This is a genomic window from Stappia sp. ABD4_338 (assembly GCF_056312175.1).
The window spans coordinates 1,181,565-1,201,485 of record NZ_CM149982.1 but is presented as its reverse complement, the minus strand read 5'-3'; the positions used below and the strand labels follow the sequence as shown (position 1 = coordinate 1,201,485).

The 19,921-nt window shown below is 67.8% G+C and carries 21 protein-coding genes; all 21 read right to left on the bottom strand.

The window, feature by feature from the left end:
- Positions 1 to 20: 20 nt before the first annotated feature.
- The 21 genes from ACYX4S_RS05510 to ACYX4S_RS05410 all read right to left on the bottom strand — a co-directional run bounded on the left by ACYX4S_RS05510 (position 21) and on the right by ACYX4S_RS05410 (position 19,835).
- Positions 21 to 803 (bottom strand): hypothetical protein, encoded by a 783-nt coding sequence (locus tag ACYX4S_RS05510; protein WP_476362169.1) that lies wholly within the window; start codon positions 801 to 803, stop codon positions 21 to 23.
- A 4-nt stretch (positions 804 to 807) separates the two neighbouring features.
- Positions 808 to 1,365 (bottom strand): hypothetical protein, encoded by a 558-nt coding sequence (locus ACYX4S_RS05505; RefSeq protein ID WP_476362168.1) that lies wholly within the window; start codon positions 1,363 to 1,365, stop codon positions 808 to 810.
- The gene (locus ACYX4S_RS05500) at positions 1,362 to 4,742 is read right to left on the bottom strand and encodes a host specificity factor TipJ family phage tail protein (protein WP_476362167.1); all 3,381 of its coding nucleotides are present in this window, start codon (positions 4,740 to 4,742) and stop codon (positions 1,362 to 1,364) included. Before ACYX4S_RS05500 ends, ACYX4S_RS05505 begins: the two co-directional genes overlap by 4 nt.
- On the bottom strand, positions 4,739 to 5,179 hold the full coding sequence (locus ACYX4S_RS05495; RefSeq protein ID WP_476362166.1) for a hypothetical protein: 441 nt from the start codon (positions 5,177 to 5,179) through the stop codon (positions 4,739 to 4,741). Before ACYX4S_RS05495 ends, ACYX4S_RS05500 begins: the two co-directional genes overlap by 4 nt.
- On the bottom strand, positions 5,176 to 5,718 hold the full coding sequence (locus ACYX4S_RS05490) for a DUF1833 family protein (RefSeq protein ID WP_476362165.1): 543 nt from the start codon (positions 5,716 to 5,718) through the stop codon (positions 5,176 to 5,178). The genes ACYX4S_RS05495 and ACYX4S_RS05490 overlap by 4 nt, the downstream gene beginning before the upstream one ends.
- Complete coding sequence (locus ACYX4S_RS05485) at positions 5,715 to 6,083, bottom strand: hypothetical protein (RefSeq protein WP_476362164.1); 369 nt, start codon at positions 6,081 to 6,083, stop codon at positions 5,715 to 5,717. Before ACYX4S_RS05485 ends, ACYX4S_RS05490 begins: the two co-directional genes overlap by 4 nt.
- Positions 6,084 to 6,093: 10 nt before the next feature.
- Entirely contained in the window at positions 6,094 to 8,478 is a 2,385-nt protein-coding gene (locus tag ACYX4S_RS05480) for a coiled-coil domain-containing protein (RefSeq protein WP_476362163.1), read from the bottom strand.
- On the bottom strand, positions 8,475 to 8,735 hold the full coding sequence (locus ACYX4S_RS05475; RefSeq protein WP_476362162.1) for a hypothetical protein: 261 nt from the start codon (positions 8,733 to 8,735) through the stop codon (positions 8,475 to 8,477). Before ACYX4S_RS05475 ends, ACYX4S_RS05480 begins: the two co-directional genes overlap by 4 nt.
- Positions 8,736 to 8,785: 50 nt before the next feature.
- Positions 8,786 to 9,226 (bottom strand): hypothetical protein, encoded by a 441-nt coding sequence (locus ACYX4S_RS05470; RefSeq protein WP_476362161.1) that lies wholly within the window; start codon positions 9,224 to 9,226, stop codon positions 8,786 to 8,788.
- Entirely contained in the window at positions 9,223 to 10,194 is a 972-nt protein-coding gene (locus tag ACYX4S_RS05465) for a phage tail tube protein (RefSeq protein ID WP_476362160.1), read from the bottom strand. Before ACYX4S_RS05465 ends, ACYX4S_RS05470 begins: the two co-directional genes overlap by 4 nt.
- A 17-nt stretch (positions 10,195 to 10,211) precedes the next feature.
- Positions 10,212 to 10,421 (bottom strand): hypothetical protein, encoded by a 210-nt coding sequence (locus ACYX4S_RS05460; protein ID WP_422069170.1) that lies wholly within the window; start codon positions 10,419 to 10,421, stop codon positions 10,212 to 10,214.
- 72 nt (positions 10,422 to 10,493) lie between these two features.
- A complete protein-coding gene (locus tag ACYX4S_RS05455; protein WP_476362159.1) occupies positions 10,494 to 10,946 on the bottom strand; it encodes a hypothetical protein in 453 nt (150 codons plus the stop codon).
- Positions 10,936 to 11,622, bottom strand: coding sequence for a DUF6441 family protein (locus ACYX4S_RS05450; protein WP_476362158.1), 687 nt, complete (start codon positions 11,620 to 11,622; stop codon positions 10,936 to 10,938). Before ACYX4S_RS05450 ends, ACYX4S_RS05455 begins: the two co-directional genes overlap by 11 nt.
- The gene (locus ACYX4S_RS05445; RefSeq protein WP_476362157.1) at positions 11,619 to 11,936 is read right to left on the bottom strand and encodes a head-tail joining protein; all 318 of its coding nucleotides are present in this window, start codon (positions 11,934 to 11,936) and stop codon (positions 11,619 to 11,621) included. The genes ACYX4S_RS05450 and ACYX4S_RS05445 overlap by 4 nt, the downstream gene beginning before the upstream one ends.
- 8 nt (positions 11,937 to 11,944) lie before the next feature.
- Positions 11,945 to 12,997, bottom strand: a complete 1,053-nt coding sequence (locus tag ACYX4S_RS05440) for a major capsid protein (RefSeq protein ID WP_476362156.1) — start codon at positions 12,995 to 12,997, stop codon at positions 11,945 to 11,947.
- Between the two features lie 65 nt (positions 12,998 to 13,062).
- A complete protein-coding gene (locus tag ACYX4S_RS05435; protein WP_476362155.1) occupies positions 13,063 to 13,773 on the bottom strand; it encodes a head decoration protein in 711 nt (236 codons plus the stop codon).
- A 125-nt stretch (positions 13,774 to 13,898) separates the two neighbouring features.
- Positions 13,899 to 15,239, bottom strand: coding sequence for a S49 family peptidase (locus tag ACYX4S_RS05430; RefSeq protein ID WP_476362154.1), 1,341 nt, complete (start codon positions 15,237 to 15,239; stop codon positions 13,899 to 13,901).
- 14 nt (positions 15,240 to 15,253) lie between these two features.
- Positions 15,254 to 15,502: a hypothetical protein gene (locus tag ACYX4S_RS05425; RefSeq protein ID WP_476362153.1), complete on the bottom strand. Its 249-nt coding sequence runs from the start codon at positions 15,500 to 15,502 to the stop codon at positions 15,254 to 15,256.
- Positions 15,499 to 17,124: a phage portal protein gene (locus tag ACYX4S_RS05420; RefSeq protein WP_476362152.1), complete on the bottom strand. Its 1,626-nt coding sequence runs from the start codon at positions 17,122 to 17,124 to the stop codon at positions 15,499 to 15,501. The genes ACYX4S_RS05425 and ACYX4S_RS05420 overlap by 4 nt, the downstream gene beginning before the upstream one ends.
- 3 nt (positions 17,125 to 17,127) lie before the next feature.
- Entirely contained in the window at positions 17,128 to 19,110 is a 1,983-nt protein-coding gene (locus ACYX4S_RS05415; RefSeq protein WP_476362151.1) for a phage terminase large subunit family protein, read from the bottom strand.
- Positions 19,107 to 19,835 carry a hypothetical protein gene (locus ACYX4S_RS05410; RefSeq protein ID WP_476362150.1) on the bottom strand — a complete coding sequence of 243 codons (729 nt, stop codon included), beginning with the start codon at positions 19,833 to 19,835 and terminating at the stop codon, positions 19,107 to 19,109. Before ACYX4S_RS05410 ends, ACYX4S_RS05415 begins: the two co-directional genes overlap by 4 nt.
- Positions 19,836 to 19,921 lie beyond the last annotated feature (86 nt).

Below are 19,921 nucleotides of genomic sequence, written 5' to 3'. Positions count from 1 at the left end.
AAGCGGGTTGTGGGGGGCGGTCAGTTGAATCCGCCGATGGCGAGCACGAAATCGAAAGTCAAGGTCGGGATTTTGAACTGCAATCCGAACTGTTGTCCCGCGACCTTGTAATCCTCGCGGATCTTCAGCTCGCCCCCGTCGAACACCGGCGTCAGGAGCTGCAGTTGCGTTGCCACCGCGCCCCAGCGCGCCGGCTGCCCGGGAAACCACACACCGTAGAACCGGGGCACGCGATGCACCGTTGCCAGCGTGCCGCCGATGGCCATCCAATCGCGATCCCAGATCTCGGAGTCCAGCCGCACCATGCCCTGGGCAAACGTGCTGCCAGCCCGCACGGGCCCGCCGGAGACGTCCCACAGGCGCGTACCACCGGCCCCGCCAGACCCGCCGTTGACCTCGGGAATGGTGATCGATCCGGTGTAGACGTCGGTCAGATATTGCCGGCTGTCCTCGCTATCGAAGGTCGGCGTGCCGTCATCGGCCCACATCTGCAGTCGACCGGCATCGAGCCGCACCTCGCCACCCGGCGAGGGCGTGCCGCTGCCATAAACCCGTGTGTCGAGGGACGTGCGGTCCATGACCGGCGTTGAGTACCGGGTCCACCCGAGCCCATCGAGCCCCCAGATCGGATAGGCCGCCTGCGGGAAATAGGGATCGACGGTGATCGTCGTCCCGAAATACGTCGGGATCGGCGTCACCCCGGTGCCAAGCCGGATGTGGCTGGTGTTGTGGGTCACCAGTCCGCTTTGAAACCAGAATTCGGTAGCGGACAGGAAGAAGACGTCGTCGGGATCGATCGGCATGGCGTCACACCGGCAGCGGGAAGTTCGTGAGGACGACGCGGTAGTCGAGATCGTAGGTGAACGACGTCAACGGCGCATAGTCGGGCGAGGTGAAAAGCTCGGGCTGAACATCCGTGATCGTCACATGGGTGTCGTTCACACCCACCTGCAGGTTCTTGCCCAGATACCAGCCGCCGTAGGGCGCAACGATGTCGCTGCCCAGTTGCACCGTGCCGCTCATGGGCACGGTCCCGGTCGTGAATGCCGTCGCCGTGTTGAACGACGGCGTCCATCCGTCCGTCGTGCGCGCCCTCAGGTTGAGTGCGGCCCCCAGGATGAACGGCGTGAAATCGTACCCGTGCGCGTGGATGTTGTAGACCCGCTTGGCAACGGCATCGTAGCCGCCCGCCTCGAGCGTGAGCGTGCCCTCGATCACCTCGCGGGTGGTCACATACGGCAGCGCCGAATGAAACAGCACACGACCGATATCCGCGTGCGGGTCCGCTTCGATGGCCTCGGACTTGTCGCCCGTGTAGATCGCGACGCGACCGTCGTCGCCGATGTATGAGGTCAGCTTGGTCATGATCCACTCACGATCCGGATGTAGCCCGCGTCATAGTTGGTATCCATCGATCCGTTGGCCGAGCGGATGCGCCCGCCGATGGCATTGAGGAACACGAGGTTGTTGATGGTGACCCGGCCATCGTCGATGATGAACACGGGAACGGTGTTGCCGCTGCCGTCGTCGACAACCAATTGGTCGACATTGATTGCCAGGCGCGAGCTGAGATCGCTGAGGATCTGCAGTGCCAGGCCGGAGGTTTTCCAGTCCGGCGTTCCTTCAGTGCCCGCGTTGAGCTGCAACAGGAATTCGGCGACCACGCCCGATGGCAGCGTGCCGGCGTTCGCCGAGAAGCGAATGAACCCACCGGCGAAAAAGCCGTTCAACGTCGCCTGCACCTGTGTGATCGCGCTTGCCCGCGCCGCCGCCTCGCCGGCGACCGCCTCATTCACATCGGTGACCGACGCCTTGCTGTCGATCTCCCCGGTTAGCTCGGCTTCGAGGGTTTCGAGCGCGGCGGCCCGCGCCTCGGTTTCATCGATAGTTAACCGCACAGCCTGGGTATAGGCCGCCCGGCCGCCGTCACCGACACGCACAAGCCGGTCGGCCCGGTCCGCGCCTTCCGTCGTCTCGGTCGCAATACGGTTGATCTGCTCGAGCAGCGAGGTATCGGCACTGTCGAAGATTTCGGTGGCGGAGCGGGCCCGCTCGCCGGCGGCATCCACCAGCCCGCTCGCATCGAGCTCGGCCGAGGGCGGAATGCGCACCTCCTCCGGGGCCGCGGCCACCAGCTCCACGCGCCAGGGGCCGGGCAGCTCGCCAACGGCCTGCATGCGCACGTACAGCGCCTCGCGCCGCACGGACGCGGAAAACGCCGGCAACGATCCCTCATAGACCGGTGTCCAGGTCTCCCCGTCGTAGGAGACCTGCGCCCGGAAGGAGACGGCACCCGAAGGATGGCGGGCGGAGACGGTCAGCAGCGATTCCGTCACGCTGATTTCCCGGTGGACGGACATCGCCTCGATCACCGGGGCACCCAGCGACGGCGGCAGATGGCCGGGCCCCGGCGCGTCTGGCACGCTCAATCCCTGATCGGCCACATGCACCGCCGGATCGTCGATGACAAGCTCGATCTGCGCGCCCGTCCCCTCCGGCACCATGCCGACCAGAATGCCCCGGAACACCTGGTCGACCCCCTCGCCCGCAAGCCAGGTCGGCGCCTCGTCGCCGGTGTCCTCCAGATGGTGCTCGAGCAATCCTTGCTCGGCTTCCGCCGCCGCACGGTCCTCCGCATCCAGCGTGACGACGATGCCGGCGGAGGTCCCGCTGCCCGGCTCCCATGTGATCTTGCAGGGCCCCCATTCGCCGCCATCGCGGCGCCGAAGGCGCAAATAGGTGTTTTGCGGGTCGCTCGACGGCTCATGTGAGAGGGTGAGCGTCTCACCGGCATGGGCAAGCACCGTGCCCGCCTCGCCCCATGTCTGGGGCATTTCCGATTGCACCAGCACCAGGTCGCCGCGCTTCAGCAAGCGGCCTTCGAGTTCGGTTCGGAACGTGGCTTTCACCCGGCGGAAGAAGTTGTCGGCGGCAAGGAACACGCCCTCCCGCCAGGCGTGGTCCCGGTCGGTCGGGCCGATCAGCCGCACCCGGGCGGGGGCTTGCGAGGTGGATTGCGCGATCGTGCAGCGCACCTCCGCCGTCTTCCAGGTGGTGCGGTCCATGTATTCGACGATCACGTCATCCGCCGCATCCGAGCGCTGCAGCGCGTATTCCACCTCCAGCGAGCCGCGCAGGATGTTGCGGTCGGTGAACACCTGTGCCGCCATGCTCCGGGGCTCGTCGCGCACCAGGCTCACCCGGTCGCCGATGAACTGGACGCTCGCCCGCCCCGCCCCCAGCACCGTGTTGATGGCCTCAAAGCGCGTGGTGCGCGTGTCGAACACGCCGTCAAAGTGATCGCCCCGTGCCGACCAAAGCGCGTCATAGGCGGCAAAATTCGCCAGATCGATCCGCGCATCGGCAAGCCCGGCGCCATAGACCGCGTTGCGGGCAATATCGACCGCCGCCCAGGCGATCGAGCGCGTCGGCTGCTCCTCCCAGCTCTCCCCCGTCCACACTGGCAGGATGCGCGTCTGCACGAGCGAGAAGGCGCGTGAGGATTGCGAGGTCAGTTGCTCGTTCGCCCGCACCCTCACCGCCATGGTCGAGAGATCGTCGAACACCTGCGGCCCGTCCAGATAGGCCCGCAGGCCCGCCCATTCCGACCGGTCGAAGATCCGGTCATCCGCCGACCACGCATTGAGCCGCTGCGCCCGCACCTCATAGCGCCCCGGCGCCACGTCGAGCGCATAGGTGAAGCGCTGGGGCGTGGCCGTCGTCAGCGTGATCGTCTCGTCGGCCAGCGCCGCCCAGCTGCCATCGCCCACCGGCACGCCCAGCCCGTCGATCCCCCGGTATTCGAAGCGCAGATGCACGGTGGCACTCGCCTGCGAACCGTCGTCGTTCAGCCGGTAGCAGCCTTCGGGCAGCACCACATCGACGGCCAACCGCCGTGCGGTCTCGCCAGCGGGAACGGCGGCAAACGGGCCAACCCACGCGACATCCGCCAGCACCTGCGATCCCACCTCGCCCGAGGTCTCCACCTGCACGGGGAACAGCTCGACCTGTTCGCCGGGGTCGTAAAAGGCGATTTCCAGATCCTCGATCGCGCCCGTATAGCCGCCAACGTCGGTCCACACCACGGTCTCGCCAATGCGCACCTGCGAGACCTGCGCGCGTCCCAGCCCCCGCCCGAACAGCAGGTGCAGATACTGGTCATTGCCGGAGAACTCCTGATACGGGTCGGACACATAGTCCGGCACCATCACGTGCTCGCCGTATTGCACCGGGATCGGGGCGAACAGCCGCGCCTGGTTGCCGGAGGCCGACGCCGTATAGGTCGGCGAGGCCTGCAGCTGGTCCGCCGCTGTTGCCGCCGGCGGCGGCGCCAGCAGCGTGTTGATCAGGATGCCACCGCCGGCAAGGATCGCACTGCCGATGGCACCCGCCACCAGCGCATTGCCGCCAAACCCGAGTGCCCCGGCAAGCGCCCCGCCCGCCCAGGGCGCGAATGCGGCCAGGGCGATCATGGCCACCAGCCCCAGCACCGACTTGCCGTCGTCACCGCCGCGCGGCAGCACGATCACCGCCACCTGGTCGCAAGGCGCCGGCACGCGGCCCCAGTCGGCGCGCAGCACCGGCACGCCGTTGAGCTCGACGATGAAGGCGACCGAGGCCGGCGGGCCATACCGTTCGACCAGTTCGCCAACCGTCGCGCCCGGCCACACCGGCAGGGCACCAGGTACGAGAGGCGTGGGGACGAGGGGCGTCGGAACAAGAGCAGTGGGAACGGGCTTCATGTCCGTTCCGGACAGGCTCTCTCGAGACAGGCAATCATGCGCCATCCTGCAAACTCCAGATGTGCGAGGCTGTCGAAGCTGACCGCCGGCCGGGCGGCGTGGATCACGCCCCGGTCGCAGGGCAGCGGCCCCAGCTCCAGGTAACAGCCGATGTGGATCGGCACGTCGCGCCGCCCCAGCAGCACGGCGCAGCCATGACGGGGCGCGGCACTGCGCTGCCAGCGCCGCCGCTCGGGGGCGGTGGTGAAGGCCCGGGCCTGAGCCCGCACGCTCATCTCGGCAATGTCGACCTCCGGCAGATCGACCTCGAAGAGGATTCGCTGCACCTCCCGGAACAGGCCCCAGCAGTGGAAGCCGGGCCGCCGGTCGCGTGCGTCATAGGGCGCGCCCACCAGCGCCTGAAGCGCGGCGAGTTGCCCCGGATCAAGGTGGCTCACGACAGGGTCGGGAACGCGTCGCGGGTGTAGATCCGCCCCGGGAACAGCCGGTCGGGCCAGTCGTTGAGCCGTGCCGAGGCGGTCGCCCGGGTCGCGCTGACCTTGACGTTCGCCAGTTCGATCCCGTCGATCCGCTGTTGCGGACCGGCAAGCCCGGCGATGTACTCGCGCCAGGTGACGAGGATCGGCGCCCGCACCCGCACCGCCGCTTGCAGGTGGCGATGCACATGCGAGGACACATTGTCGATCCAGAACGACACCGACGGCACCTGCCCCTCCTCGCTCGAGGGCGGCGTGAACCCGAAGGGCATGGCGATGAAGGTCGCCACCTCGCCCGCATTCACCGGCGCCTCCGCCTCGAGCAGGAGATCATGATTGACGCCGTCCCCCACGAAGCGCAGCGCGACCGGCTCCCCGTCCTCGAGGAACGCCGGGTGCCGCAGCTCCACCGTTCCCAGCATCACGTCGCTCGTGGTCGAGGCATAGGCCTCCCGGATCGCCTGCGTGCGCCGGATCGTCTGCGTACGAATGTCGGTCACAGCTCCACCTCCAGCGTGAACCCCACCATCACCGCCCGGCCCTGTTGCCGGGTCGTGAACCGGTCCTCACCCGCAAGTTTCACGGTGCGGGTCACCATCCCCGCCCCGTCCCACACCGGCATGGTGAAGCGCTTTGTTCCTTTCGCGAGATCGTCGGAGACGAAGGCGTCGAAAGCTGCGAACTCCACCGCGCTCATGCGCAGTTCCATGGCGAGCATCCGGTATTGCAGCGTGCCGCGCGGCCGGTCGCGGGTGTTGCCCGCCTCGAACTCGCTCGACACCGGCTTGTTGAACGGCCGGGAGATCCGGAACGAACCGCGTTGCGGCGCGCTCGGAACGCCCGCCGGCCAGTCGGGAAGGCTCATGTGATCCCCCTCATGCCAGCCCCTTGGCTCTGTTGAGGCCGAAGGTCTTGCCGATGGCGCCTTGCAGCGGCCCGCCCTCCCGGACGCTGGTCGCCAGCGCCCGCTCGAGCGGCTTGATCAGCACGTCGATCTGCGGCGCGCCGCCGCCCGTGCGACTTTCCCGTGTCTCGGCCGTGGTGCCCGGCGGGGTGACGATGTTGATGACCGGCGCTGTACTTGGCGCGCTCGAGCGAGCCGCGCCCAGGGCGCCAAGCGCCCGCAGCGTGTTCACGAGGTTGCCCTGCATGGCCAGCGTCATCATGTACTCGTCCTCGAGCCCGATCACGGCACGCTCGCCCGGCGCCAGCCCGCCGCCACCGTGGAAGCGGGGAGCACCGGCAAAGATCGCCGCAGGAACCGTGCGGGTCGCGCCCGGCCCACCGACCTTGCCGCCGTCGTGGAGAACGGAGGCCATCAGGTTGAGCGGCGCACCGCCGCCCCCACCGCCAAACAGCCCGCCGACGAGCGAGCCGAGCGCGCCGAAGATCCCGCCGCCACCGCCGCCCGTCAGCATCGAGCGGAACTGGCTGCTGACGAAGTCCCGCGCGATCTGGCGTGCCAGCCCTTGAAGCGCATCGCCCAGGTTCTTCGCCTCGAAGATCGCGTCGGTCAGGCTGTCGGCGATCCCCTCGCCGGCCCGCTCCATGGTCTCGGCAAAGCCCTTGCCCGCCCGCTCGGCCAGCGTGATCTGCGCGGCCAATTGGTTCGCCCCTGCCCCGTTTTGGGCAATCTCCTTGATGGTCCGCAGGGCCGCTTCCGTGTCTTCGGCCGCGGAGAGATAATCCCGCATGGCGATGACGCGCGCCTGTTCCGCCGCCTCCGTCCCACGCCCCGGCGCGGCCTTGTCGAAGGTGCCGCTCTTCTCAAGCTCCGCGATCCGCTCCAGCCGCGCGGCCAGGTCCTCGGCCGGCGTGCGCGCCGCCTCGATCAGCCGCGTCACCTCGCGCAACATGGCCTCCGACTCACGGTCCCGGGAGGTGCTGGTCGCCTTCTTCGCCAATGCCTGGAAGTCGCGCTCGGCCTTGATCCGGGCAAGGCTTGCCTGCTCGCTCGTCAACAGGCCCTTTTCCTCAAGCGCGGCAATCTCGGCCAGCGCCGCCGCCCGCTTTTCCTCGATCGTCAGGATCGACTTGCGAATGGCTTCGGCCCGCTTCACGGCAGCCGGGTCCAGCGGGTCCGTCCCGCCGCCACCGCTTCCAGGCTTTGTCTCGTCGCGCTGCTCGAGCTCCTTGCGCGAACGCTTGAGCTTCTCGCCCCAGGTCGCAAGCTCGGCTTCCGCCGCGCGGATCGCATCGTCAAAGGCCGCCCTGGCCAGATCATTCACCGCCCCGGCTTGTTTCGCGCGCAGGTCCTCAAGATAAAACCGCGCCTGGTCGTAGCCGGCCTGCAGCGCATCGATGCTGCCCGCGATCGTCGCGCTCGAGCGGTCCTCGATGTCGCGGAACGCATCCGACAGCTCCCGCGCGCTCTGCGCCAGCTTGCCGAACCATTCCAGCGTCGAGATCAGCAGCGGCGCCAGATCGACGAAGGCCTGTTTCAGGTTGATGTCGATCACCCGCGCCGCGATGCCGAAGCGGTTTTCCATCTCCTCCGCGTTTTCAAGAACCCGCTCCTCCACCACCACGCCAAGGCTCTTCGCCCGCGCGATCAGATCGTCGAAGCTCTCGTTCGTGTCGGCAAGGATGCGCACCATGTCCACATTGCGCTGACCGAAGGCCGCCGCCGTCAGCGCGGCACGCTCCTCCGCACTGTCCAGATCCTTCACCGCCGCCGCCAGCAGGCGAAGCCGCTCCTCGCCCGAGCTTGCCGCCTGGAACTGCTCCAGCAGCGCCGGGTTGGTCTGTTTCAGCCGGGAGTACAGCGTGCCGGTCGCATTCGCCGCCTCGCCCGCCCGGGTCACGAACGTCTGCAGCGCCACATTGAGCGAGGCCTGCGCAATCCCCTGTTCATCCGCCGCCAGTTGCAGCGACTGGAAGAGATCGCTCGAGAGCCCCAGCGTGCGGGCCCGCTTCGACAGGGCGTCGAACTCCCGCACCGCATCGCGCGAGACCGACAACGCCTTGGTGAAGGCGAGCGCCAGCGCGCCAATCCCCACCGCCGCCGTCGTGCCGGCCGGGCCGAGCGCCATCAGCGCCGTGCCCACCGGCCCGGCGGAGCTTGCCAGCCCGCTCATGCGGGTCTTCAGATCGCCGACACTCGCATCGACGGCCCGCAGCCCCGCCCGCGCCGGCTTGCTCGCCTTCTGGATCCGGCCAAGTGCCGCCTGTCCTTCCGCGCCGAACTTCTTCAGCTCCCGCTCGACCGTCTTGCCATCGAGCGCCACAAGGCGAATGCCGACCTGATTGCGTCTGCTCATGTCTCGTCTCCGCCGCTTGCGGCCAGCCCGCCAAGCACTCCCGCCTCGATCGAGGCAAGACAGCTGGCGAGAAGATGCGGATCACCGTCGCCGGCAAGCCGCTGGCGCAGCTCCACCGCCGACAGTCCCGTGATCCGTCCGCTGTAGGGATCGCGCTGCCAGCACCCGGCCCCGGAGGCGGCGCGCAGCACCTCCCCGCCCTCGCCCGTGTGCGGGCGTTCCGCGTTGAACGGGCAGCGCCCGCCGCAGTCCTTCATGTCGGGAGAGGTCTCGCGGCACCCCTCGCAGTAGCTCGCGCCGCCCCGGCCTATCCAGTCGCCGAGGCGGCGAAGACGTTTCCCTCGGCGTGCTCCAGCCGCACCGCCGAATAGGCCTCCCGGTCGAACGCCTCCTTCATGCCCGGATGCAGAAGGAACATTCCGATGGACCGGCGGTCGAGCGGCAGGGCCTCGCCCGCCTCATCCGCAACGCCCTCCCAGCCCTCGATCAGCCGCTCCATGAGCAGCGCCGAGGTCAGATAGGCGGAGAGCCCCAAAAGGCTCTCCAGCTCGCCCGTCTCCGGCACGATGTCCTCCAGCCCGAACTCGGAAAGCGCCTCGGGCGCGGTGATGAGCGGCGCCAGCACCCGCGCCGCCTCCCCTTGCGCCTGTTCCACATCGATCGAGGTGGCCGGGCGCATGGTGAGCGTCACGCCCGGCGCCACCTCGCGCGGGCGCATGGTGCGGTCGATCTTCGCCAGCCGGATCATGCGTAGGTCTCCACATCGTTCGTGACGGTGACCGTCAGCATGGCAGCGGCCTCCCCCTGTTCGGCGCGCCAGTTCAGCTCCGCCTGCAGCCCGCCCGGTCCCGAGATCGGCGCGAACGCCCCCCGCTCGAAGCGCGCCGCCGGCAGCGCGAACACCACCTTCGAAGTGGCCGAACTTGCAAACTCCAGCTCCATCGCCACCGGATCACCGGCGGTCATCAGATCGAAGTAGGTCTCGTCGACATAGCGCAGCCGCATGGAGCCGCTGGCGGTCGCGTCCTGGTCGAGCAGAAAGCCCGACGCATAGGGCGTACCGTTGAGCGACTGATCTTCGTCCGGGTTGTTGGCATAGGTGAAGGACCCGCCAAGCACATGCGCTGCCTGCACGCCGTTGATGCGCAACAGCCCCTGTGCCGCCGAGAGCGGAACACGCGGAAGGACCGCCGCCGGCGCACCGCCCACACTTGCCGCCGTCTTCTCCTGGTTGCGCCCCATGATCGAGACCGTCGCCTGACGGAAGCCCCCCGCCCGCGTCCAGTCGAAGGAGAGCGAGGCCGCAAGACAGCCAAGCGACTGGAAGAAGGCCACCCCGCTGCGCTTCTCGATCTCGATCGTGCGATAGGGCAACACCTCCTTGCCGGAGGCAAAGACATGGGTGTAGGGGCCTGCTCCGTCGGACACGGGCGCCCCCAGCAGCATCGTCAGCCAATGGGGGATGTGATTGACGTCGAGCGGCACCACCACATCGCCCGACAGCGAGGCCAGCCCCGGGGCCGGCGCGGTCTGGTCGCGGTTGTTCGCCCGCGGCTGGCCAAGCAGCGGATCGGCCTCGAAGGGCGCCGCTTCGGCCAGGCTTTCCGAATAGAACGGCGTGCGCGTGTAGTCGCCACCGGCAAGCGCATCAAAGCTTGCCTGATCGCCAAAGAGAAGGTTCGCGGTCTTGCCGCGCGGGCTGGCTGCAGTGGGCATGGAAAACTCCGTTTCGGTCAGTGGCCGGGCACGATCCCGGCAATGGCAAGATCCCGGGGCGTCGCGCGCCGCGCGGCCCCGGAGGTTTCCAGATCGGCCGCCTGATCGAGCGCGAGGCCGATCACCTGCCCGCGAGAGCCAAGCTCCTCCCGGTCCTCGAGCAGAACGACAAACAGGCGCGCGGACGCACCACCTGGCGCCCGTGCGGCGCGGCGACGTGAAGTCATGTCAATGTCCCTGGTTGGTTGGCCCGGATCAGACAGTCAGACCGGGCAGTCGGATCACAGCGGGCAGTCGGATCAGATCGGACGATCGGCGATGAACTCGGCCGAGAGCGTCAGGGTCGCGCCCTTGATGTTGGGCACCCCCGTCTCGGCCAGATTGTCGCGCTGCAGGTCGGTGATCTCCCACACCGACACGGACCCGGCGAGCGTCGGGTCCGCCTCGATCGCGTCCTGATAAAGATCGACAATCGCGGCAAGGGCCGCCCGGCGGCCGGCATCCTCCGGCGCCCGCACCACGATCTCGACCAGCGCCGACTGGCGCAGCTCATAGGCATAGTCACCGCCCATGGCCTCGCCGATGCGCTCAAGATCGCCATCGACGAAGTTCGACCAGGCGCTCGCACCACCGGTCACCTCCTCCAGCGCGCTGTCCAGCGTCTCGTTGCGCCGCAGCTCCGGCACTGAGGCGGCACCCGACACCCCGGCAAGAGCCGCATGCATGGCATCCAGAACCCCGTCACTGACCATCCGACAGCCCTCCCACAATCCGGCTGGTGATGTATTCCGGCGCCAGCCGCGCCAGCGCCCGCTCCACGTTGTCGACATCAAGGCGCGGTCGCAGCCGCACGCTTTTCACCGCGACAAACATCAGCAGAGGCTCATCCTTGATGCGGCTGCGTCCCGTGACCCGTCTGGAACCACCACGCTTGCCGCGACTTTTGCGGAAGCCCTTGTCCGCCACGAGATAAAGAACCCTGCCTCCCGAACCAGGCGCCGGGATCGGGCGAAGAATGTCCCCGAACTCACGGACGAACTCTTCAAGCGACATCCTTTTGCGACGCGCGCCGCGTCGACGGGATGCCGGGACAAAATCCGTCGGAATCGCCAGACGCGCCTTGTCCCACTTCACCTTCGGCCGGATCGTCTTGCCGTCGTTGAACGCCCGCACGATGTGCGGCGCATTGCTCCAGATCAGCCCCGCCGGCTCGAAGGTCTGCACCCGCCCGGGCGGATAGACCCGTGTCCGCCACGTCTTCGACAGCCGCTCGCCAAGACCGCTCTTCACCACCTGCTGGCGCAGCCGCGTCTTGCCGAGATCCGTGAGCGCCTCCATGCCGCCGCGAATGCCCTTCGCGACCGCGGACCTCTCCGCATCCAGCGTCTTTTGCAGGTTGCCGACCAGCGCAAGCTTCACATCCGTCATGCGACATCCACCTTGCACAACCACACAAGCCGGTAGCGGTCGGCAAGCCGGGGGTCTCCCGCCACCACATACCGCTCGCCGAACAGTTCGAAGACCCCACCCCGTCCCGGTGTGAGCTCGCCCGCTTTGACCCGAAGTGCAGAGATCCGCCCGAGCGGGCGGCCCTGCCCATAGGCAATCGGCTCATCCGCGTCCGAGCCGACCAGGACCCGGACCGGCGCCCCCGGACCGCCCCCCGATGGCAGGTAGAGCGCGGGCTCCCCAAAGCGGGCAAACGCCCGCTCGACAGGGAGCCCGGCCAGCCGTCGCGACATGCCCCGGCTCAGTCCGAGGACAGGACTTCGACCAGGCACTCCGGCTGCTTGCACACAGCAAGCCGGTTCGACTGGGACTTCATCTCCACGCCCTCGCCATGGTCGAGCACCTTGGTCGAGATGAAGACCGGGTCGTCAACGCCAGGCGCCTGGTTGACCAGGTTGATGTGATGGGCCGGGCCCGCGAAGGTCTTGAACATGTTCATGGTGCCTGTCGGATAGGCGTGGCCCTTCCCGGCCGCCACCGCCGGCTCCTGCACCTTGTTGCCGCTGGCATCGCGCACCGGGAACGAGCCCTTGTACTCGCGCCACAGGATGTTGCCGAAGTCGAACAACCGCCCCCAGTTGCCGCCAAGACGGTCACGCTCGAGCTTCATCAGGCTGCCGCCGCCGTGCTGCTCCTTTTCCCAGTGCTTCTCGACCATGGGGTGCGCGATAAGACGCCCGAAGAAGCCCGACGAGACGATCACTTCCACCTGCGAGACCGTCTCACCCCGCACATTGTTCATGACTTGATCGAAGACCTCCTGGCACTTCTCCATGACATTGGTTCCAGGCGTGCCGAGCTTGAAGTCGACCTGCTTCTTCGTGATCCCGAAGACGTTGAAGAGATCGTAGAGCGTGCGCCCCCGGCCATCCTTGATGAGCCCGCGCAGCATGCCCATGCGGATGTATTCCAGCGTCACGGAATGATGCCCCCGGATCGTGTTGAGCCGGCGCGCCGTCTCCGTTTCCAGGTCGCGCGAGCGCATCTGACCGCCCACCACCTGGATGCCGTTGGCCAGATCCCCGGTGCGGATCGTCTCCACATGCGGGAAGTGCGGGATCATCAGGATGGTGCCCTGCTCCTGCTCGGGCTCCGAGGTCTGCCCCGGGCTGCCCGGCTCATTGGCCGCCAGCACGACGAGTTCGCCGTCGCGGAAGTCCAGGCGCACATAGCGCGAGGACAGCGGGTCGACGGGCGCTAGGTTCAGCGCGTTGAGCAGCCCGAAGCGGTTGGGAATGCGGTTGACCTCCTCGGTCAGGTCCACATCCGTATAGGGAAAGAGAATGTCCGGCATGGCGGAAGTCCTTGAGTTGCGGCGTCACGCGCCGTGATGGATCGATGTGAAGGGAACAGTCCGGATCAGCTGGTGCGAACGACCACGCCGAGCGCCTCGAGATCCTCGATCGCCAACGCCTTCTGGCGATCGCTGACGCCATCGGGCCAGGCAATGCCGCGCTCCTTGACAAGCGCCAGGCGGCGCAGGCCCACAAGCCCGCCGACGAGATCCTCGCCGACGGGTGCCACCGCCTCGTTGAGCGCGATGCCCCAGATCACCTGCGACCCGTCCGAGGCCTCCGGATCCCAGGCCACCACCTTGCCGGCATTGCTTGCAGCCGACGCCCGCGCCACCGAGATCTCGAAGCGGTCGCCGGCGACGAAGTCCGCCGCCCCATCCGAGATCGTGAAGCGCACCTGCTTGCCGAAGAGCGCACCCACCGTGGCCGTGCCGACCGACTTGCCGGCCGGGTCCCGCACGTCGAACGTGCCCCCGTCGGCGGCCGGATCGATGCACACGACCACATAGACGCCCTCGCGCACCGCGCTCGTGACCGGGCTCGCCTCCATGGTGAGAACGCCGTCGCCGGTGTTGCCGGCATCCGCGCTCGCCTCGGCCGTCGCACCGGCGGCATTCACCAGATTGGCAAGGATGGTGCCGATCTCGACACGGCGCTCGCCGCCATCGCCGGCAAGCAACGTCACCGCCTCGCGGCTGTAGTCGGGATTGGCCTCCCACTGGAGCAGGGTCGAGAGCATCGCTCCCCGCGAGAGGCTGTAGAACGGCATGCTCATGGTCAGGTCCTTTTCAAGGTGAGCAGGCAACACGAAGCCGTCCGCCTGCGGGAGCCGCAGCCGGGGACCGGTCGCCATCGATTTCAGGGAAGGTGCCGGCGCGCCGCCGGCGGAACGTCAGATACTCAGCAGAAGCGGCCGACAGCCGCGGAAAGCCCCTTGCGCTGCTCCGAGGGCTGGTCGGCAGGGGCCGGAGCACTCAGGTTCGGCGCACTCTCGCTTGCCGCGCGCTCCTTGCGCTCGGAAAAGCTCTCGCCCTGCTGCCCGCCTTTCTGCTGCGTGCCCCCTTCCTGTGCGGCCCCCTGCTGCGCGGCGGACCTTTCCTCGGGCGACGCGGCAAGCACCGCCTTTGCCTGGTCGGGTGCCATGTCCGTGTGAAGCGCCAGGTGGCGCGACAGGCCCGCACGCGGACCCGCTTCCTCGCTGTCGAGAATGGCCGCGATCCGGGAGCGCTCGGCGGTTACCCCTTCGGCGCGCGCATTCGTCAGCGCCGCCGCATGCTCCGCCTCGCTGATCATGCCCTCGCGGGCATCGGGCGTCTGGTCACTGTTCGCCATGTCTGCAATCCTTTTTCCTGTGATGATGCGCCCTTGCCCGGCGCTGTTGAGGTCCGCGACCAGGCCCGCCATCGTTCCGATCCGGTCGGCGAGCCCCATTTCCACGGCAACCGGTGCCGGGAACACATTGGCTTCCATCGCCCGCACGGCCTCTCCCGAGAGGCCCCGATGGTCGCTCACAAGCCCCACGAACTGATCCATCAGATAGTCGATGCGGCCTTGAAGATTGGCGAGCGCGTCCCCCTCGAGCGGCGCAAACGGATGACCGTCCACCTTGCGCTTGCCCGCGTGCAGGACCGTCGCCCGCACACCGCGCTCCTCCAGGTACTGGCTGCGGTCGAAGTGCACGAAGACAACGCCGATCGAGCCAAGTGACGCGCTTTCCGTCGCGATGATCTCGCTCGCCCCGCTCACCAGCCCGTAGCCGGCCGAGGCCGCCAGACTGTTGACCACCGCATGGACGGGCTTGCGCTGCGCGATCTCGCGCACCTTGCGCGCGGTCTCGATCATGCCCCCCGCCTCGCCGCCCGGCGTGTTGACGTCCAGCACGATCGAATGCACCTCGTCATCCGCCGCCGCCCGGTCGAGCTGTTCCGCAAACCCCTCGTAGGAGGTGAGCCCGGAAGACGCCCCCATCCACGCGCCGCGGTTCACAAGCTCGCCAATCATGCTGATGCGCGCCACCGACCCGCTGCGCGCATAGCCCTTCCAGCGCAGCTGGTCCCCCTCCCGGTCGAACTGCTCCTCGCCGATGAACCGGTTCGCACGCGGCGCGGCCGGCTCCTCCCGCATCATCCGCCCCGCCAGATACTGGCCGATCATCAGCGCGTTGGTCTCGCAGATCAGCAACGGACGATCGAACACCTGCGAGGCGGCGCGCAGATAGGAAAGCTCAAGATCCTGTGGCATGTGCCGTCCCTCTCTCAGTACCCGGCCCGCATCGCGAAGCGCCGCCGCCGCCCCCCGCCCAGCCGCGCGCAGCGCTGCTCCAGATCGTTCACCAGACGCCGGAGCTCGGAGAGCGCGACCGCCTGCACGGTCGTGTCGAACTCCTCGTATTTGACCCGAACCTCACTCTCCCCCGCCGCCATCCGGTAAAGCGCCGAACGCAGCACCGGCAGCACCTCGCAAGGGTTCGATGTATCGATGCCGTCGAACACGCTCGCCATCACGCAGCCTCCTCTTCGTCCCGGTCGTCTTCGCCCTGATCATCTTCCGGGCCCTCTTCATCCTCGCCGAGGGCGGGCCCGCCATTGTGTCCGACCAGCGGCGAGCCCTTGGCCGCATGCGGGTCCGCCTGGCCAAGCTGCCGGTAGCGTGCGCTCTCCCGCGCGCGCTGTTCCGCGACATCCTCCCAGTCGAGCCCCATCTCCGCGCACTCATGCGCAAGCGAGGTCGTGCCCCGCTCCAGGCGCTCGCCCATGGACTTGGCGCTCTTCAGGTCGTCCGCCGTCGGCTTTGCCGGCCCGTTCCACTCCGCCTGACAGATCGCCGCCCGGTGTTTGAGGAAGGCGCCATAGCCGCCCGGCACCGCCAGCCAGCCCTGGAAGATCTCTTCCTCGAGCCACGCCTCGTAGACCGCCTGATAGAATGGCGCCGAGAGATGCAGCCGGCGGCGCGTCACCAGCGGCCACAGCGAGGCAATCCCCATCCGCACGCTCGAATAGGTCGCCTTCTCGTAGTCAAACGACAGCGCCTCGTAGGAGACGCCGATCGCCCGCGCGATCTCGCGCAACAGATTGCGCAGGAACGGCAGATAGTTGTTGTGCGGATGATTGGTGGAATGGAACTGAAGCTCCTCGCCGACGAACAGGTGATTGACCCGCCCGAAGCTGCCGAGATCCAGCTTGCTCCCCTCCCACCACAGGTTCTTCGCCTTCAGGTACTCGCCAAGCTCGCCCGTGACCTCGCCATTCGCCTCGTCGACCTTGAGCCCGTCGAAGGCCTCCTCCGACAGCGAATCCGACTTCACCGTCGCCGCGAAGATGGTCTGCAGCAGCATCGTCACCAGCGTGGCATCCGCCAGCTGGTCCGCCTGACGGAACACCTTCAGGATCGGCGCAAACGGCGAGATCCCCCGCGTCTGGTCCGCCGCCCCGTCGAAGACATGCACCAGCAACGGCGACCCGTCCCGGTCGCGCGCGGGAAGATCCACCGTGCGCTCATGTCCCCCCACCTGCGCCTTGACCCGGTAGCCGGTCGCAAGCCCGTCGCCGTCGACGAACACCCCCTGATAGAGCCCGAGCTCCTCCGCTGTTTCGTGCTGGATCCGCAAGGGTGAGAACAGCTGCACCTTTGTCGCCGAGCGGGCGAACGTGCGCTTGCGCCTCAGGATCCGCGCAGCCCCCTCCCCATAGGCGTAGTGCGACCTCAGCATCGCATCGGCCATCATGTTGACCGTCATCTTGCCGCGCGCATCGCATTCCAGCGGCCGGCGCGACCACCGCCGCCAGCGCCGTTCGATCTGGCGCGCAAAGGCCCTCGCCTCGTCCTCCGAAAGCCCCAGCGCCTTCGCATCCGGCACCGCGTTGAGCTTGAGCCCGGTCCCCAGCGTGTCGGCGATGGCCTGGTCGACAGCTCCCGCCATCCAGCCCGAGTTCTGGATCGTCTCCACTGCACGCGCGGCCACCGGCCGCCACGCAGCACGCACGTCATGCCGGCTTTCCCGCAACGCGGGCTGGGTCCAACCCGCAATGAAGCCGGTGCGGTCAGGCCGAAGATACCCGGCCTGCGGACGCACGGCGGCACCGCCCGCATCCACCGGACGCGGGATCGAAGGAACGCTGGTTGTCATGATCTATCCGTTCAGGTTGCGCGCCAGCGAGCCCAGGGACTTGCCCCGCGTGGAAGCCGCCGTCACCGGAGCCTCGCCCTCGCTCCGCACAGGCCCCTCACCCTCTTGCACCGGCACAAGCGGCAGCTCCTCAAGGTCGAGCTGCTTTTCCGGCGGCGCCACTTCACGCTCGGCCTCGAGCTTGTCCCACATGGCATCGGTCAACGAGCGCACGCCGAAGCGCATGGCCGCCGCCTCCGCCTGGTTCATCGTGTCCAGACCCTCGTTGGCCTGCCCCTTGTCCTTCTCCCACACGTAGACCTTGAAGCCGCTCTTCTGCACCTTCTCCACACGCCGCTCCGCCGTCAGCTGCCGGAAGTACTCGTCTTCCAGACCGCGCGGCAGCCCCACATAGCCCGCCTCCAGCGGGTCCTCCTTCCGCAGGTTCGCGTAGAGCGCCATTTTGAGAACCGCGCCGTTGAAGTTGTAGAAGCGGCGCGAGTAGCGCTTCAGCTTGCCGGTCTTTTCGTCCGTCTCCTTCTTCACCCGCTGCAACAGGGGCGAGGTTTCCGAACGCGCGCCACGCACCATGATCACCCGGCTTGCCGGATGCCGGCGCACCCACTCCCACACCTCCGGCGTGTAGGCGTTGCCGTCGATCGCCACCATGTCCACCGGCAGCCGCCGGCCAAAGGCATTCGGCCAGGTCTGTTTCAAAAGCGCATCGAGCCGGGCCCGCGTCGCATCCTCGCGAATGTGCCCCGGAATGACGAAGTACTGGATCACGAAGCGCTGCCGGTTCCGCCCCCAGCCAACCAGTTGCGCCTCGACGCGATCGTCCTGACAGTCGATGCCAAGCGTCGTCACCAGTGCCCCCGCCGGGATCACGCCCGGCGCATGGCCGGTCGCCTCGGCCCGGTCGCGCAAGCCCTCCCAGTCCGGCGCATCGCCATCCGTGACATAGGCTTCGCCCGCCTGGTCGTTGAAGAACACCTGCTCCGCAGCTGGCTCCCCCTTCGCGGCCAGCCACGCCCGCGCGATCCGCTCCCACGTGGTCAGGACCGAGTAAGCCGCCCAGATCCAGAACGAACGGTGGTGCCGCTTCGCCTTCGGGTTATCGGCCCGCCACTCGAGCCGCGCGAGCATGGCCTTGCGGTGATGCTCCTCGATGATCCCGCCGCAGTCGGGATCCTCGCACACGAAGTGCGCATTCTCCGGCGCGTCCTCGTCCAGGTTCTCCAGCATGTTCGACCAGGTGAGCACCTGCATGTGCCCACAATGCGGACACGGCACATGCGGCTTCTCCTGGCTTCCCGCCTCATAGCTCCGCGTGATCCGGCAACCCGGCATGATCAGCGGCGTCGACAGTTTCAGGATCTTCGCGAACTCGAACCCGTTCGACCGGCTGTCCGCCTGCCCCTCCGGATCGCCGGCCGCGTTCATCTCCCACTTCGAGAGATCGTCCTGGAACTGGCGCCGCATGCTGACCTGCGACAGCGAGGCCGGCGAGTTGGCGCCCGATATCTGGATCGCGCCGCGCCCGTCGCGCCGCTCCTTGTAGAGAACCGAATCCGACCCGTCCCGGCTCGACATCGGAAACAGGTGCCGCAGGCTCGCCGTGTTCTTCAGCATCGGCGAGAGCTTCATCTTCGACCAGCGCTTCGCGTTCGGCTCCGTCGGATGCACCACCAGGAAGTCGCCCGGGTCCATCGCAATCGACCCCAGCGTGAAGATGTTCGCCACCACCGTCTTGCCGATCTGCGCGCTTCCCTGAAGCGTCACGGTCCGGCACGGATCGTCCGGCGACAGCGCCGTCAGGATCTCGTCGAAGTACGGAAACAGCTCCCGATTGTACGGTCCGGGGAACGAGCTCTCGCGCGCCGAGAACACGATGTTGTCTCCCGCCCAGGCCAGGTAATCCACCGGCGGCGGTGGCGTCATCACCTCGATGAACGCCTGAAGCGCCACGTGTTCGGCATTCGCCGTCTCGACGATCATGTGCGTCATGACGCGTCCTCGCCCTCGACCTGCACCACCGTCTCGACCGTGGCCGGGGTTTCCGCAAGCCGCTTGCGCGCCCGCTCCGCAGCCGAGGCGCACACCTTGCGGAACTCGCCCTTCAGCAGGTGCAGAACATCACGCTGCGGGAGTTCGAACCGCTCGCCGATCGCCGTCGCCATGTCCGCAAGACCGCCCTCGAACGCCTGAAGCGTCTGCGAGACAAGCCCCGTCATCTTCGCCTGCGCCGCGTCCGTCTCCATGAGGCGGCCCTTGCGCGCCTCCTCGTCCTCAGCCGCCTTGCGGTTCGCGAACTGCACACTGCGCAGCCGCTCACGCTTGATCTGCTCCTCGATCGACGGCCCACGCCCGGCCGCCGCACGAGACCCGGGCACCTCGCCCGCTCCCGCAAACAGAGAGCCCTCGGACCGCGCTCCTTCGAACTGCACCGGCTCCGCCCCCGGCCGCTCGTCGCCCTCTTCCCCCTCGAGCGAGGTCCGCGCGTCGATGCCGTTGCCGATCTGCTGACCGATATCCAGCCGCTCGCGAAGCTGCGCCATCGCAAGTTTCACCCGGATCTTCACCCCGCGACCCGACGGCACCAGCGCCTCGCCGCTGATCTTCCCGTCCTTCACGTACCGCGTGACCTGGCTGCGATGCACCCCGCGCAGACGCGCGAACTCCGCAGCCGACACAGCACGGTCGTCTGCTGGCAAGGTCTGCGTTGCCATCATCAAGCGCCTCGGTGTTGCGGAAATGTTGAGCTCGGCGCCTTTGTTGCGCCCGTCACTGTTGCGGTGTTGCGGCTTTGGTTTTGCCG

Excerpts from the sequence above, each read along its gene's own strand:
- ACYX4S_RS05510 (WP_476362169.1), bottom strand. The coding sequence starts at position 803 with ATGCCGATCGATCCCGACGACGTCTTCTTCCTGTCCGCTACCGAATTC.
- ACYX4S_RS05505 (WP_476362168.1), bottom strand. The coding sequence starts at position 1,365 with ATGACCAAGCTGACCTCATACATCGGCGACGACGGTCGCGTCGCGATC.
- ACYX4S_RS05500 (WP_476362167.1), bottom strand. The coding sequence starts at position 4,742 with ATGAAGCCCGTTCCCACTGCTCTTGTTCCGACGCCCCTCGTCCCCACG.
- ACYX4S_RS05485 (WP_476362164.1), bottom strand. The coding sequence starts at position 6,083 with ATGAGCCTTCCCGACTGGCCGGCGGGCGTTCCGAGCGCGCCGCAACGC.
- ACYX4S_RS05480 (WP_476362163.1), bottom strand. The coding sequence starts at position 8,478 with ATGAGCAGACGCAATCAGGTCGGCATTCGCCTTGTGGCGCTCGATGGC.
- ACYX4S_RS05475 (WP_476362162.1), bottom strand. The coding sequence starts at position 8,735 with ATGAAGGACTGCGGCGGGCGCTGCCCGTTCAACGCGGAACGCCCGCAC.
- ACYX4S_RS05470 (WP_476362161.1), bottom strand. The coding sequence starts at position 9,226 with ATGATCCGGCTGGCGAAGATCGACCGCACCATGCGCCCGCGCGAGGTG.
- ACYX4S_RS05465 (WP_476362160.1), bottom strand. The coding sequence starts at position 10,194 with ATGCCCACTGCAGCCAGCCCGCGCGGCAAGACCGCGAACCTTCTCTTT.
- ACYX4S_RS05460 (WP_422069170.1), bottom strand. The coding sequence starts at position 10,421 with ATGACTTCACGTCGCCGCGCCGCACGGGCGCCAGGTGGTGCGTCCGCG.
- ACYX4S_RS05455 (WP_476362159.1), bottom strand. The coding sequence starts at position 10,946 with ATGGTCAGTGACGGGGTTCTGGATGCCATGCATGCGGCTCTTGCCGGG.
- ACYX4S_RS05450 (WP_476362158.1), bottom strand. The coding sequence starts at position 11,622 with ATGACGGATGTGAAGCTTGCGCTGGTCGGCAACCTGCAAAAGACGCTG.
- ACYX4S_RS05445 (WP_476362157.1), bottom strand. The coding sequence starts at position 11,936 with ATGTCGCGACGGCTGGCCGGGCTCCCTGTCGAGCGGGCGTTTGCCCGC.
- ACYX4S_RS05440 (WP_476362156.1), bottom strand. The coding sequence starts at position 12,997 with ATGCCGGACATTCTCTTTCCCTATACGGATGTGGACCTGACCGAGGAG.
- ACYX4S_RS05435 (WP_476362155.1), bottom strand. The coding sequence starts at position 13,773 with ATGAGCATGCCGTTCTACAGCCTCTCGCGGGGAGCGATGCTCTCGACC.
- ACYX4S_RS05430 (WP_476362154.1), bottom strand. The coding sequence starts at position 15,239 with ATGCCACAGGATCTTGAGCTTTCCTATCTGCGCGCCGCCTCGCAGGTG.
- ACYX4S_RS05420 (WP_476362152.1), bottom strand. The coding sequence starts at position 17,124 with ATGACAACCAGCGTTCCTTCGATCCCGCGTCCGGTGGATGCGGGCGGT.
- ACYX4S_RS05415 (WP_476362151.1), bottom strand. The coding sequence starts at position 19,110 with ATGACGCACATGATCGTCGAGACGGCGAATGCCGAACACGTGGCGCTT.
- ACYX4S_RS05410 (WP_476362150.1), bottom strand. The coding sequence starts at position 19,835 with ATGATGGCAACGCAGACCTTGCCAGCAGACGACCGTGCTGTGTCGGCT.